The organism is Nocardia sp. NPDC052566 (assembly GCF_044547285.1).
GTDB lineage: Bacteria > Actinomycetota > Actinomycetes > Mycobacteriales > Mycobacteriaceae > Nocardia.
Genome location: NZ_JBIUAF010000006.1, coordinates 167,796 through 181,378 on the forward strand (window position 1 = coordinate 167,796; position 13,583 = coordinate 181,378).

The 13,583-nt window shown below is 65.0% G+C and carries 15 protein-coding genes; 3 read left to right on the forward strand and 12 right to left on the reverse strand.

Annotation, left to right across the window (positions count from 1 at the left end; genetic code table 11):
* Positions 1-35 precede the first annotated feature (35 nt).
* The 3 genes from ACIG5A_RS30495 to ACIG5A_RS30505 are packed head-to-tail and all read right to left on the reverse strand — an operon-like array spanning position 36 to position 3,150.
* Positions 36-1,520, reverse strand: coding sequence for a hypothetical protein (locus ACIG5A_RS30495; protein ID WP_397246293.1), 1,485 nt, complete (start codon positions 1,518-1,520; stop codon positions 36-38).
* Positions 1,521-1,522: 2 nt separating this feature from the next.
* Positions 1,523-2,470 carry a protein phosphatase 2C domain-containing protein gene (locus tag ACIG5A_RS30500; RefSeq protein ID WP_397246295.1) on the reverse strand — a complete coding sequence of 316 codons (948 nt, stop codon included), beginning with the start codon at positions 2,468-2,470 and terminating at the stop codon, positions 1,523-1,525.
* Positions 2,470-3,150 carry a hypothetical protein gene (locus ACIG5A_RS30505; RefSeq protein ID WP_397246298.1) on the reverse strand — a complete coding sequence of 227 codons (681 nt, stop codon included), beginning with the start codon at positions 3,148-3,150 and terminating at the stop codon, positions 2,470-2,472. Before ACIG5A_RS30505 ends, ACIG5A_RS30500 begins: the two co-directional genes overlap by 1 nt.
* A gap of 551 nt (positions 3,151-3,701) precedes the next feature.
* On the opposite strand from ACIG5A_RS30505, the gene ACIG5A_RS30510 reads away from it, so the two are divergent.
* Positions 3,702-4,013, forward strand: coding sequence for a hypothetical protein (locus ACIG5A_RS30510; protein ID WP_397246300.1), 312 nt, complete (start codon positions 3,702-3,704; stop codon positions 4,011-4,013).
* Between the two features lie 85 nt (positions 4,014-4,098).
* Here ACIG5A_RS30510 and ACIG5A_RS30515 read toward each other — a convergent pair whose 3' ends face one another.
* The 8 genes from ACIG5A_RS30515 to ACIG5A_RS30550 form a co-directional block, all read right to left on the reverse strand.
* Positions 4,099-4,638 (reverse strand): tetratricopeptide repeat protein, encoded by a 540-nt coding sequence (locus ACIG5A_RS30515; RefSeq protein ID WP_397246302.1) that lies wholly within the window; start codon positions 4,636-4,638, stop codon positions 4,099-4,101.
* Between the two features lie 116 nt (positions 4,639-4,754).
* On the reverse strand, positions 4,755-5,732 hold the full coding sequence (locus tag ACIG5A_RS30520; RefSeq protein WP_397246305.1) for a M64 family metallopeptidase: 978 nt from the start codon (positions 5,730-5,732) through the stop codon (positions 4,755-4,757).
* Between the two features lie 237 nt (positions 5,733-5,969).
* Entirely contained in the window at positions 5,970-6,386 is a 417-nt protein-coding gene (locus ACIG5A_RS30525; protein WP_397246307.1) for a hypothetical protein, read from the reverse strand.
* A gap of 159 nt (positions 6,387-6,545) precedes the next feature.
* Positions 6,546-7,508: an isopenicillin N synthase family dioxygenase gene (locus tag ACIG5A_RS30530; RefSeq protein ID WP_397246309.1), complete on the reverse strand. Its 963-nt coding sequence runs from the start codon at positions 7,506-7,508 to the stop codon at positions 6,546-6,548.
* Between the two features lie 254 nt (positions 7,509-7,762).
* On the reverse strand, positions 7,763-9,037 hold the full coding sequence (locus ACIG5A_RS30535; RefSeq protein ID WP_397246311.1) for an alpha/beta hydrolase: 1,275 nt from the start codon (positions 9,035-9,037) through the stop codon (positions 7,763-7,765).
* Between the two features lie 63 nt (positions 9,038-9,100).
* Positions 9,101-9,754, reverse strand: coding sequence for a pyridoxamine 5'-phosphate oxidase family protein (locus ACIG5A_RS30540; RefSeq protein ID WP_397246313.1), 654 nt, complete (start codon positions 9,752-9,754; stop codon positions 9,101-9,103).
* A 243-nt stretch (positions 9,755-9,997) separates the two neighbouring features.
* The gene (locus tag ACIG5A_RS30545) at positions 9,998-10,768 is read right to left on the reverse strand and encodes an SDR family NAD(P)-dependent oxidoreductase (protein WP_397246316.1); all 771 of its coding nucleotides are present in this window, start codon (positions 10,766-10,768) and stop codon (positions 9,998-10,000) included.
* Between the two features lie 157 nt (positions 10,769-10,925).
* Positions 10,926-11,372 (reverse strand): MarR family winged helix-turn-helix transcriptional regulator, encoded by a 447-nt coding sequence (locus ACIG5A_RS30550; protein WP_397246319.1) that lies wholly within the window; start codon positions 11,370-11,372, stop codon positions 10,926-10,928.
* An 83-nt stretch (positions 11,373-11,455) separates the two neighbouring features.
* Here ACIG5A_RS30550 and ACIG5A_RS30555 point away from each other — a divergent pair, with 83 nt between their 5' ends.
* Positions 11,456-11,830 carry a cupin domain-containing protein gene (locus ACIG5A_RS30555; RefSeq protein ID WP_397246322.1) on the forward strand — a complete coding sequence of 125 codons (375 nt, stop codon included), beginning with the start codon at positions 11,456-11,458 and terminating at the stop codon, positions 11,828-11,830.
* Positions 11,831-11,862: 32 nt separating this feature from the next.
* Positions 11,863-12,237, forward strand: coding sequence for a cupin domain-containing protein (locus ACIG5A_RS30560; RefSeq protein ID WP_397246325.1), 375 nt, complete (start codon positions 11,863-11,865; stop codon positions 12,235-12,237).
* A 65-nt stretch (positions 12,238-12,302) separates the two neighbouring features.
* Here the strand turns inward: ACIG5A_RS30560 and ACIG5A_RS30565 are convergent, their stop codons facing one another.
* Positions 12,303-13,583 (reverse strand): hypothetical protein, encoded by a 1,281-nt coding sequence (locus ACIG5A_RS30565; protein WP_397246327.1) that lies wholly within the window; start codon positions 13,581-13,583, stop codon positions 12,303-12,305.

The following is a 13,583-nucleotide window of genomic DNA, read 5'->3' on the forward strand; positions in this document are numbered from 1 at the left end:
CCATCTCGAGGTGGTTGGCACATGACCGCCCGAAGTCAGTCCGCGCACCGTGACCGGAACGTGAACGATCCGGACCACCCGTACTTGTTACGGGCGTTCGATGCTGCCTGGTTCTGCGCCTCCTCGACGGTGAATCCATCTCCCCAAAACCAACCGCCGCGTCCGAAGAAAGCGATGGCAATGCACTTGTTCTGAGCCCACTTCGGCTTGCAGTCCGATCCGCAGCGGCTCATTACGGAGTCGACCGCAGCCGTTTGAGTGGAGGCGGTGGCCCAATACACCTGATTGTCGTCGGTGCCGTATGCGCCCGCGACGTAGTGGGCGACTGGCACCGGTGGGAGCGAGATCTTGATCGTTGGCAGCGGCGGGATGGTGTGGATAGGCGGGATGGTGTGGAAAGGCGGCGGGGTACGCAACGCGGAAGTGCTCGGTGACGGGGTGATCCCGGTGTCGGAGAATGCCAGTCGTGTTAGAACGACGAATAAGCCGACGACACCGGCAGCGATCGCGACGCGGAGCAGAGTGAGACGGTTCGCGGCAGGTTTAGCACCAGTTGGCTGGCCGGTGCTTCCGGCGGGTTGTGGAGTCCACGCCGGACGGGGCACCGCGGCGGGGGGCGCGGTGGCCGGGGTGGTCGAGGCGGAGGCCGCGGCTGATCGGAGTTGCTCGGCCCACTGGGCGGGCAGGGGGCGTCGGGCTGGAGCGAGGTCGAGGCTCAATCGCGCGAGGGTGCCCAACGCGGGGTGGATGGCGGTCAGGGGTGTGGTGTCGGTGGTGGTTTGGTCGCGGGCGAGCAACCGTACGGCAAGTAGCCCGAATTTGTAGATATCGCCGGCTTGTGTGGCCTTCTCCTCGCCGGAGGGGAGATTCCAGTCGGGCGTTTCGGCTTGTGGCAGCACGGATTCGCCGCGTACACGCATGGCGTCGCAGTCGATGAGGAAGCATTCAGGGGCCGGGTCGGTGGTGAACAACAGGTTCTTCGGCGACAGGTCGCCGACCACGATATCGAGACGGTGTAGACGGGCCAAGGTGGCGGCCAGGTCGGCAAGTAGTTCGAGCCGGTCGCGTTCGCTGATGCGCAGTCCGACGCGTGCGACGTAGGCGTCATCGTTGAGCAGGTATTCCAGGTTCGCCAGCCGCTCGTTGGGCCGGGTGGTAGCCGACAGCCCGTGCATGGTGAACCGGAATCTGTCGGGTACGACACGCATGATGATGCCGCAGACGCGTTCCTGACGGACGACCATGGCGGCCGGCCATGCGGTCTTCTCGCACAACCATTGACCGTCGGAGTGGCTCAGTTCCCTCAGCAGTGCCACCATGCTGGTCAATGCGACGACGTCGAGTTGAGCCAGCGATGTGGTGTTGTATTCCTTGAAGACCACGTCCCAGCCGGCGTCGTCGGTGTTGTTGATCTTCTTGTTGCTGACGTGGTAGACGCTGCCCTGACCGCCTCGGCCGATTTGGTTTCCCACCTCGAGTGAGTGGTAGCCGACGGCGTGGGATCTATTGGGCAGGTTCACTATCAGCTCCGGGCGCGGGGCCAGACCGCGAGCAGAGTTCGATCGTCGTCGAAGGTTTCGCGGGAGAAATCCAGTACGTGGGCCAGCCAGATCGCAGACGGTGGGGCCGTCAGGTGGCGGCTGAACAGTGCGCCGACCAGACCGTCGCCGTCGCCGAGTGGATCACCGAAACCGTCGGTGCCGACCAGCAGCGTTTGCTCCGCCGAAAGGCGGGCTGTGACGAGTTGGTCCAGCGGATCGGGCACATACGGCAGGGGTGTCACTTCGTTGGAAACCACTTCGATGTCCGCACCTGTCTTGGACGAGAACAGCGGATGGTAGCTGGCCGCTGCCCCGTCGAAGATCCATGCGCTGGAGTCACCGATCCGGAAGACGTCCACGACCGGACCTTTCGGATCGGGACGCACCGTTCCGGCGACAAGTGTCGTGCCGTACAAGTTCGCGACCTCGGCCGAGGTCGGGTCGTTCACGTCCAATTGCCACTGCGCCAGCTCAAATAGTCGATCGGCGCAGCTGTAGGCGACGTTTTGGAAGTCGATGGGCCCGGAGGTTTCGGCCAGCAGGTTCAGCATTGCCTGGACGGCGATTTCGCACGCTTCCAGCGCGCCGCACTCCGATCGCGTCGCGCTCGATACGCCGTCGGCGACCGCGAAGACGATCGTGCCGGTCGGTTCATGGGCGGCGGCGCGCGCGGAATCTTGACGTGGGCGCCGATAGTAGCGGTGATTGGCGCCACGCACCGAGGCGAACCGGAGCGTCAGGGCTGTGGTCGACCAGCCGTCGCACTCGGTGTCGGGCGGGTGGGAGGCGTCCAATCCTGGTGGGCGGGCTTCGAATTGCGGGCCGGGTACGTCCACGATGATCGGCTGCCACGGACGTGGCGGCGCCGGTTCCTCGGCCGATGGAGTCTGCGTCTGGCTCGCGGCCGCAACGGCGCTCCATGGGCGCACTAGCCGACCTCGTCGATCGCCATCGTGAACTGGTCGGGACGGTTCACGACCAGTTGCGGATTACCGGTACCCAGTGCTTGGCTCGACGCGACGAGGCTGGCGGTGAGTGAGTGGAAGAACTCCGAGATCGCAGCACCGATATCGACCCCGGCTTTGGCAACGAAGGCGAACTCCTGTCGCGTGGCGACTTCGAGCATGGTCACCGCCCGGGCATCACCGATGCCGCAGGCGATGATGTTGGGAGCGGTCGGAGTGCGAGCTTTGTCGATCAGCAGGCTGTGTGGAGCACGCCACGCCCCATTGTCAGTCGGCTGACCGTCACTGAGGAAGAACACGACAGGGCGATGAACCTTATACCCTTCTTCGCGTAAGAACTGCACATCGGTGGGAATCCGGGCCAGCAGATCGTCGAACACTGCCTTGTAGTTGGTCAAACCCCGGATAATTACGCCGGGAAGAGAGGTTTCGGTGCGCATGTCGGTGATGGCCAGACGGACCTGGACATCGTCGGAGAATCCGAGTACAGCCAACCGCAGTTTGGCGGCGACCATCGGCTCGGCGCGCAGCCCTTCACACAATGACGCCAAGCCGTTGAACAGCTCGTCTTGGTATGGCCCCATCGACCCGGACTCGTCGGCCAGCACATACGCGGGCAACAACACCCCTCTAGTCTCGGCCACCGATCCTCCTGAACATGCTGTGTACGGACCTACCTCGGGAAGGAAACAGTCCCGCAGGAGCGCGCGTTCTCGTAACTACTACGGCTTCTAGGCCGCAATGCCCGCTCGGGTCCGAGCGCGTCAGCGTGAATAGATCTCCCCGGTCGAGAACGGTGCCCTTTCGGCAGGCGGCGGTCTCGATCTACCAACGATACTGTATAACAACGGATTTGATATTGAACAGCCATTGTTGTGGGGACGCGGCAGTTCCTCGACAGCGCGTCCAGCAGATGGTTGGCTGGTCGAATCTCGTTCTCGTCGAACCGTTCTAGCCCGGGGCGGACTTCCGCGCCATCGGCTGCGTGTCATTCAAGGGGTGCTGGGAGATTGCCTACTCCGTGCCGAGGGCGCCACCTGGACGGATGGGTAACGCACCGCGGGCTTGCGATCGGGTGTCGCCAGTGCGGCGCACGCTGTTGTGCCGGATGCGCCGGTGGTCGAATCGAACACGCCCCGTGTCGACACGCGCGAGGGAATTCGGTAGTGGTGAACTGGGGCAATATCATTCGGCTATGACAGGCAACGGTGATGTGCTCGTGGTGCGGGAGCTCGATGTCGGTGGTCGGCGGGTCAGGGTGACGATCGACATGCCGCAGAGAATCTCGGAGTCGACGGGTAATGGCTACCTATGCCAGGTCGGCATCGAAGGTTTGGCGCCGCAACCGGTCCGGTTGCAGGCGTGTTCGGCCACGGTGCCGCAGGCGCTGCGGACGGCGCTGTCGACCATCACACGTCGGCTCGGCATCGGATTGGAGACCCTGCTCGGCGACGCCCTCATCGGAGTCCGGCCGCGGGAATCCTTCGCCGGAGCCGGGAAACTCTGAACCGACGTCGATAGCTCGGAGCGCAGGCCCGGAGCGTGATGCCGATCGCGTTCCGGGCCTGGCTCGCGTAATCATTTGTGCCGGGCTAATTGCCGACCTCTCGGTCTGGCGTCTGCTGCTGAGCTGTGCTCAGCTGGCTCTGCTGGTGAATGAGATCGCCGCGAGTCCGCAGGGTATCCGGGTGGTCAGGGCCGAGCACCCGGTCTCGCGTGTCGAGCAACTGCTGGAAGTCGGCGGCGGCGGCCTCGTGATCTCCGGCGGATGCCCGGGTGTCGGCCAGCATGTCCAATGTTCGCAGTGTGTCCGGATGGTGGAAGCCAAGCGTGCGTGCTCGCCCGTCGTGCACCTGCTGGTAAGCGGCGATGGCCGCGGCGTAGTCACCCATCATGGCCCGGGAGGTGGCCAGGTTGGACAGCGTGATCAGCGACTCCTCGTGATCGGCGCCGAGGATGCGCACCCGGGCGGCATGCAATCGCTCATAGCCGGCGGCTGCTCCGGCGAAATCGCGGCAGTCGAACTGGAATTCGGTCAGCCGGCGCAGGCTGGTCAAGGTGTCACGATGATCGGCCCCCAGTATGCGAGTCTGGTCGGCAATCAACTGCTCATAATCCGAAACGATGCTCACACGATCCACGGTACGACTGGAAAGCCCATCTGCTCAGCACTTTTCGGAGCGGGGTAACGTATCCGAAACCGGCCGGAGCGGCCGGCCGGTTGTGGTGGCTCGAATATGTCGGTGGTTCACCGGGATTGGGCCGGATCGGAGAGGTCGCGTGGGGCTTTGCGTTCGATCGCGGAGACCATCGCGTCCAGGCCGATCAGGTTGAATTCGCGGCCGAGGGAGCGCATCAGGGAGTTCTCGGTGGGGCGGTAGACGCCGTACTTGTGGTAGACAGCGCCCTCGTAGGTGCTGACCACGCCGCCGTCGGGGGACTGTTTGCCGAGGTACTGGTACCACTTGGTGCGGTACTGCTGCATCTGTGCGCTGGTGTAGGTGGACGCGTTGATCTCGCGTGGCTCACGTCCGGTGTAGCGGTCGTTGGGGTAGTCGTATTCGTCGGCCAGACCGGCGATCGAGTGCCCGAGTTCGTGCATCACGATCTGTCCTGCCTTGGCGTTGCCGCCGGACGATGTCGCGACCTGGCCGCCCGCGCCGCCGTACTTCGTGGTGTTGGCCAGCGCGATCACCTGGTCGGCTTCAGGTGCGAGCCTGGCGTACTGGAGCGCCTTGGTCTCGTTGACGCACAGCAGCCGTTCGGTGCCGCCGCACCAGAAGGTCATGTCCAGGGCTGTGTTCCGGTAGGTACCGCGCGGATCGTTGTCCACGCCGGACTGCTGGGACACCACATTGACCGCCCAGACATTGAACGAGTTCTTATGCGATTTGAACGGCTCGAGCTGAGCGATCTCGTTCCACCGATTGACGGCATGCTGCTGGTAGGTGCCCAGTTGACTCGAGGTGTACCCGTCACCGACGAACACCAGATCGAACCGCTCGCTCGACGGTCCGGTCTGCTGGATCGCCACGACGTCCGCTTGTACGGCGGACCGCTGTGCCGGGGGTTGGTCGGGAACCGGGATGACAACCCGGCTGATGGTGCCGTCCGGTGAGAACACTTCCCGTTCCTCGGTCGGCGTTGCCCATCCGGTGGCCGACGAGAGTCCGGCGATCAGCAACGCGCCGAACAGGATTGTGAGCAGGCGTCGAAATAAGAGCATGGTGAAGCTCCTGACATGGTTTCGCGAGTCCGATCCGAACAGCGTCGGCGTGCACATCCGCAGGTGGATGCGTCGAATTCACTACCAAGGAACCATGTTTGGGCGTTCATCTCGACTGGCGCACAACTGGGGAGAACGCACAGGGGCGGCTGCCACCTGAGCCGCGATTCTCGCGGGTTGGTGGCAGCCGCCCGGTGTGCGCTGAGGGCCCCCGCCCCTCGCGCTCTACCGTGTGCCTCAGACGATCCTGACGTTCAGCGTGTAGGAGGCGTCGTGCTCATTCGAGCTGATCGTGATGTGGTACTTGCCGGTCTGCGGGAGGCGGATCTGGCTCCAGGTGTTGTCCCGGCAGATCACCGAGCCGTCGGGCGCCGCGATATCGAAGCGGGCGGTGCCGGAGGCGGAGGTGTAGTGGGAGATCAGGTCGGTGGTCATCTGCTGACCGGCGCGTGCCTCGAGCACCCAGACGTCGCGGTAGCCACGGTTGATGTAGCCGTTCACCGAGCCGTGGTCGGTGTTGGGCGCGAACCGGATCTGCTCGTAGACCCCGCTGGCGTTCGCGGCGCCCGCACCGGCGGTGATGGCGAAGAACGCCGCCGCGATCGCGACCATGGCGAAGGCCGCCTTACGAATGGTGGTGAGAAAGACACTCATGATGTTCCCGTTTCTCGATGTACTGGAGGTGGTACGCCACAAAGATTGCCGCCCAGCGCTTATGAAGATCTTTTGGTTTGCTAGCGACCGCCTCTGCGCCGCAACGGGACTGGGCGCGAGGCCGCTGCGGCTGGTTGGCGCGCAGCGGCCTGGTCTGGATCAGGAGTAGGTGGCGGCCATCTTTTCCCGGTACCAGCGGCCCGGGGTCGTCGCGGGGGTGTCGCCCTGTCGGGTCAGCGGTTGCACCGGTGCGTCATGGTTGGGGAGGTAGAAGTATGGGATCGATAGGCGGGTATTGGATTGTCCTGCCTCGGGATTCAAGACTTGGTGGGGAGTGGAGACCCACTGTCCGCCGCTCCAGAACGCCATCATGTCGCCGATGTTGATGATGAAACTGCCTGGGACGAAAGGTATGTCGCGCCAGCCGTGGCCGTCCTGGTGTACCTGGAGGCCGCCGATGTCGTCCTGGTAGAGGATGGTCAGTACGCCCCAGTCGGTGTGTGGTCCGCGCCGCAGCTGGCCCGGGACGGGGGCGGTGGTCTGTGGGTAGTAGAAGTTCGCCACGATGGCCGAGATGTGCTCGTCGATCTTGTCGTCGAAGAAGGTTTCGCCGAGTCCCAGGGCCAAGGCGAACAGCCTCATCAACCGGTGCCCCAGCGTTTCCATGGCCGCCATGTATGCCAGCCACGTCTGCTCGAAATGCGTTGGGGTATCGGGCCATAGGTTGGCGCGGGTCCACGGGTCGGTATCGGTGCCGTACCGCATCCGATGCGCCCGATCATGGTCGCCGAGCACATTGGCGACGAACACATCGCACAGATCGGGCGGTGCGTCCAAGCCGCTGCTCTTGGCGACGCTGCCGCCCTCCCGCAGGCCGCAGGTGCCCGGTTCGCTCACGACCGCCGCTTTTCGCTCGGCGGGCAGCTCGAAGAACTCCCGGGTGATCGCGTACATCCGATCTATCAGGCTCTGTGCGACGCCGTGCCCGACAACGGCGAAGAACCCGGACTGCGCGCAGGCGTCGCCGATCGCCTGGGCCACAGTCGATTCGGCCGCGGCCGACAGGTCGATCACCGGAACGTATCCGTCGACGACGGTCACGGTGCGGGATGTCAGGCTCATGAAGACTCCTCGAAGGCCAAAGATGTTCGATGCCAGGGCAATTCGCGGTGGCATCCACCCGGGCCGGTGGTCCGGGCAGGCGCCAATGTACTGCTCCCGCGAGCACCGGTGAGGGCCGTTTTGTGACGAGGATCACATCTTTCTCGGACTTTCGGCAGCTCGCGGACGGGCTGAATCGCCGGTGCCGCAAGGCCGATAGGTTCAGGAGGTGCGGAGCTCGGTGACCTGCGCTGCCAGCACCTGGTGTTCGCGGCTCATCGGGGGCTGTCGGTGACGAGGAAGTCGAACAGTAGCTGTCGGCTGGCCTGGGAAGACAGGCTGCCGTAAGCGTCGTCGAAGGCGTGCACGGCGAAGGGGAGAACGTGTACACGATTGTCGACTCCGGCGGTGTCGAGTGCCGCGCCGAAATCGGTGACGGTGCTCGGGATCGCGCTGGTGTCGCGGTCGCCGACGACGAGCAGTGTCCGAGGCAGGCCCTGGCGGATATCCGAAGTCGGCGAGACCACGCGGTATCGATCCGGAAATTGCTGGGGCGTGCCACCGGTGAACAATTCGGCGGCTTCGCGGGTGCCCTGGGAATTGTGGTTCCACATCCAGGTCACATCGGTGCCGGGATAGAAGCCGACCACCGATGCCGGAGCTTTCGGGGCGTTCCCACAACTGGATTCGATCTCACCCCGGCTGAGCCGGTAGCCCGCGTTCATGGCCAGGGTGCCGCCCGCCGACATGCCGCCGAGCGAGACGCGAGCTGAGTCGACGCCGTACTGTCCGGCGTGCTCCTGCACCCATCCGACGGCGCAGGCCACATCCTGCGGCGCCCGATCCCAGGTGGGCTGCTCGCGCGTCGCCAGCCGATAGTCGATGGCGAACACCGCGACACCCCGATCCGCGAGCCACCTCCCGGTGCCACGCAAATCCTCCTTGTCGAAGGTGTGGAAACCCCCGGCGTGCGCGAGCACGATAGCCGGAACGGTTGAACCCGAACGCTTCTCGGGCAGATACACATCCACCCGCAACGCTTGCCCACCCGGCTCGGCGTAGGTCTCGACCGAATCCGGCACGGCAGCGGGCAATCCCAACTCGCTGAACATGTCATGCCACGACACGACGGTCCAGACCCGCCGCGCATCGGCATACTGCAGCCCGGCCACCACCAGCGCGGCGACGGTCGTCACCACCGCCACCGTGGTCACTGTGCCGCCCCACCGCGGCCATCCCAAAGCCCAAGCGCCCACTGCGAGCCCACCCGCGACCACCGCGAACAACGCCATATGAAACGGATACTGCCCCGTCAGCACCGGACCGATGACGCCGATCTTGGGAATTCGTGGAAAATACGCCCCCAGGACGGCCAGCGCGAGCGGCAGCGCTAGAGCGGACGCGGCCAGCGCGACGATCACCCCCAGGATCCGAACGACGATCCGAACGAACGAAGTCTTCGAGAGTTTCTCCGGCGCAGACGAATTCGCAGGCATGGACACGCGGCCGACCTTCCCCTGGATGGCGACGACGAGCATCGGATGCGTCAAGTATCCCCGCCGCCCTGCGCTTGCACAGGGCGGACGAACTGAAACGGCCGTGGTCGGAACGACTCACCCCGCTGCTGCGCGCAGCGCGTCGTTCTCGCGTTCGAGTTCCGTGATGCGGTCGCGCATGCCCTGGACGACCTCGACGATCTCTTCGCGCGGGTACAGCTCGGGGATGTGCTGGCTGCAGTTCCAGTCGAAGGCTTCTACATCGATGAGCACGGCGCGCTCGAGTCGTCCGCGGTAGTCGGGATCGGCCAGTGTGGCAAGGAGTTTCGGGTCGGCGGCGGCCTCGATGATCCGGGCTCGGCCGAAGATCTTGAGTCTGGCCTTGGCGGCGTAGTCCATGAGGAAGAGGGCGACGCGGCCGTCGTGGTCGAGGTTGCCGCGGCTGATGTACTGCTTGTTGCCGGTGAAATCGGCGAAGCCCAGTGTGCGGGAGTCGATCACCTTCAGGAAACCGCGTGGGCCGCCGCGATGCTGAATGTAGGGCCAGCCGGTTTCGCTGACGGTGGCCAGGTAGAAGCTGTCGCGTTCGCCGATGAACCAGGCCTCCTGTTCACCGAGCCGGTCGGGTGTCTCGGGTACCGCCGCCATCCGTTCGTAGCTGCGCAGGCTGCCGTGCGCGCGTTGGTGTCCGCGGACCGCGTCGGTGAAGGCGATCTGTGCGTAATGCCCGGTCATATCGTCGGCTTTCGCTGTCGGGTCGATGATGTCCACCGCTGGCCAGCCTAACTGGTCAACTATATATAGAAGGTTATTTCCCAGATGGGGTATTCCCGAGTAGTCGAATGGCCTGCAACAGAACGAGCGGTATCCTGCGCGGGTGATCGAGGGTGCCGTCCTCCACCGCCTCCCAGCCGACGCCGGGATCGGTCACCACCGCGCGGAGCGCGACCCGAAGCGCGGTCGCCCGAACCAATGCAGCGATCCGCGCTGACATGCCGAACCGCTGAATCGGGTCTATTTCGCGAGGTAGCCGCCGTCGACCGGTAGGACGACGCCGGTGATGAAGGAGGCTGCGTCGGAGGCGAGGAAGGCGATGGTGGCGGCGACTTCGCCAGGTTCGCCGATCCGGCCGAGCGGATGTGCGCTGGCCATGGTGTCCAGGTAGTCGTCGCCGCCCGGCTCGTCGCTGAGGGCGAGCACCCGCTCGGTGCGGATCGTGCCCGGCGCCACCGCGTTGATCCTGATGCCGCGATGGGCCCACTCGACCGCGAGGTGCATGGTCAGGCCGGAGGCGACGAATTTCGCTGGGCCGTAAGCGGCTTGGCGTTCCTGCCCGGCCAGCCCGGAAATCGACGACACGCAGACGATCGCGCCGCCACGCTCCTGCATCGCCGCGATCGCGTACTTACAGGTGAGGAACATGCCGCGCCCGTCGACGGCCATCACCCGGTCCCAATCCTCGGCCTCGGTCTCCAGCACCGTCGACAATGGGATGATGCCCGCGTTGGCGACCGCGACATCGATTGGCCCGTAGGCGTTTTCCACCGCGTCGACCATTCGCCGCACATCGGCGGGCACCGAGACGTCACCCACCTCGCAGTGCACTTCGCATCCCTCGGCGACCAGTTCCTCGCGCACCAGCGCCAGCCGTTCGCCGTCGATGTCGGTGGCGACCACCCGGGCCCCCTGCCTGGCGAACAACCGCGCCGTCGCGCCACCGATTCCGCTGGCCGCACCGGTCACCAGACACGCTTTGCCGTTCAGATCGATCACCGGGCCACTCACTACGGGCTCCTTCGGTCGTGCGACGAGGTCGGCATCCGGATTCACGGTAGCCGCTCGGCAATGCGTAGGCGGCGAGATCGGGGGCAGGTAGACGCGCTCGCCGACTACCGCTCCCGCGGCCGATACGGGTTCACGCTACGGGTGAACGCGGCGATCCTCAGTACGGGCGGAAGCCCCGATCGGCACCGGAATCGGGTGCCGCGCTGACGATCTCACTCAGCACCGCCCGAACGGTAGCGACCTGATCCTTGTCCACCCGTGCGATCAGCCTGCGTTCGAAAGCGGCGTGGAATTCGCGCACGGTGGTGTACATGTCGCGGCCGCGGTCGGACAGGTGCAGGAGTTTGGCGCGTTTGTCGACCGGGTCCTGGCGCCGCTCCACGTACCCCTGGCGCACCATTTCGTCGACCAGCTTGGCCGCGCCCTGGGCGGTGATCCCGAGGCGTTCGGCCAATTGGCTTGCGGTGAGCGCGTTATCGGCCAGGGTGCGCAGGACGTAGCCGTAGGAGGCGCCGACCATGTGATGGCCGCGCTCGGCCATGTGGGCGTGCAACTCCTGGACGAACTGCTGATAGGCCTGCCCGAGCAGGACGCCGAAATCCATCCTTGACTCTCCTCGCGTCGATATGTACAACTTAAGTTGTACACCATGGTTTAACACCTTGGTTGAAGACTAGGAGTTACAGCATGCCATTGATCAAATCCGCCGACGCACCCGTGTTCGAAGCCCCGCTCATGACCGCCGTCGGGCTCGCCGCCCCTAGCCGCGGCTCCACCGAGAACAGCGTGTGGCGCTTCACCATGCACCCGGGCAATCCGGGCCACGCGCACGCGGTTTCGCGCGAGGAGATCTTCATCGCCGTGTCCGGCCGGGCCCGCGCCACCATCGACGGCGAAACCCGCGACTTCTGCGCTGGTGACGCGCTGGTGATCCCGGCGGACACCCTCTTCAGCATCGCGGTGCCGGGCGACGAACCGTTCGAGGCGGTCGCGATCCTGCCGGTCGGCGCCTACGCCCACATGCCGGGTGGCGAGCGCGTCAGCCCGCCGTGGGCCCAATAAGCCACGCACACAGACGATTACCAGGGAGACACATGCCGCACATCACCGCCGACAGCGCCCCGCGCTTCGAGAACGACCACGCGACCTTCATCGGCCTTGCCGCACCGAGCCGCGGCTCCACCGAGAACAGCGCCTGGCGCCTCACCATCAAACCCGGCGTCGACGCACCCCCGCACGCCCTCGACCGCGAGGAGATCTTCATCGCCCTCTCCGGCTCGATGACCGTCACCATGAACGACGAAACCTTCACCGTCGCAGCCGGAGACGCTCTCATCGTCCCCGCCCACCACCAATTCGCCATGGCCAACCCCAACAGCGAACCCTTCGAAGCCGTCGTGGTCCTCCCCGTCGGCGGCCAGGGTCTGATCCCCGGCCAGCCCCCGATCACCGCACCCTGGGCCCGCTGACCGCCGTAGCCACCGCTATCCATGCAGTCGCGCCGCTTCGGAAGGAATGCGAACGGCCGTGGGCGTCAGCACTTTTCCCAGTAGTTGGGGGAGGTTTGCTTGATTGTGCTCTTGGTGAAGATGTTCCAGAGGCCGAGGTTTTGGTTGGAGCCGTTGGCGAGGGCGTAGCCGCCGGAGACGTGGGCGCGGCCCGCGGTGGTGTGGGCATAGTTGGTGTCGGTTACGCAGGTGGGGGGATTGGGGGTGGTGGTTGGTGGGGTTGTTGCCGGTGGGGTGGTGGTTGGCGGTGTGGTGGTTGGGGGTTGGCCGCTGGTGAGTTTTTTGACCATGGACATGATGGATTCGATCTGTTTGCCGCCGTGCCAGGCGTAGGCGGTGTCGCCGCCGTAGCCCCACCAGTTCCAGCAGCCGTTGGGGTTGGTGATGTTCGCGGTGCTGAGGGGGATCGCTTGGGGGTAGAGGATGATCATGGCGTTGGTGTCGGCGTATTCGTTGAGGTAGGCGTCTTTCATGAAGGCGTCGCCGAATGATTGATAGCTGTAGCCCTGTTTGCAGCCGTGCAGACTGACCATCAGGCGGCAGGCGGCGCCGTCGGCGCAGGTTTGAGGGATGTAGGCGAATCCCTTGGCGTCCATGCTGATCGCGTTCGCGTTGCCGCCGGGAGCGTAGGCGTTCTGGTCGAATTGGACGAGTTTGCCGGTGAGCGTGGTGGCGGGCGCGTGCACGGTGCCGAGCAACTTGGTGAGCATTTCGTTCTCGGGGTCGTTGCCGCAGTTGTTGATGAACGGTGACTGGGTGCTTGCGCAAGCGACCGGTCCGAGCGGGCTGACCCAGGCGTGCCCGGCCGCACTGGACTTGTTGTAGGTTACGTTCGCGTCGAAGACCGAATAGTAGGTCGCGAGATCGTCGTTCACCGGCTGCAGGACGGTGTTGTCGTTGGTGCCGTGGTAGAGGTAGACCGGGTCGCCGGCCAAGTCGGTGACCGCGTCGATCTTGCCGGAATCCGCGAGATTTCTTGTCTCGGTAGCCAGTTGGGCCGGCGTCTTACGCGCACCGTTTTGCATACAGCCGTTCTGCGCCGTGCTCGCGTAGTCGAAATCTCCGGCGCATCGATAGGGGCCCGCCGTGAAGATGCCCGCGCCGGAGAAGACACCGGAGTAGGCGACGTGCAATTGGGTGGCCATATAACCACCGGACGAGACGCCCGAAACGTAGCTGGCGCTGATGGTGTAGCCCCGCAACGGTTCCTGGGTCGGCGTGGGGACTGCGGCGAATACCGCGGTCGTGGTGGCGACGGCCACGCCGAGGGTGACGGCCGAGGCGGCGAGCGCTTCGCGGAACTTCAT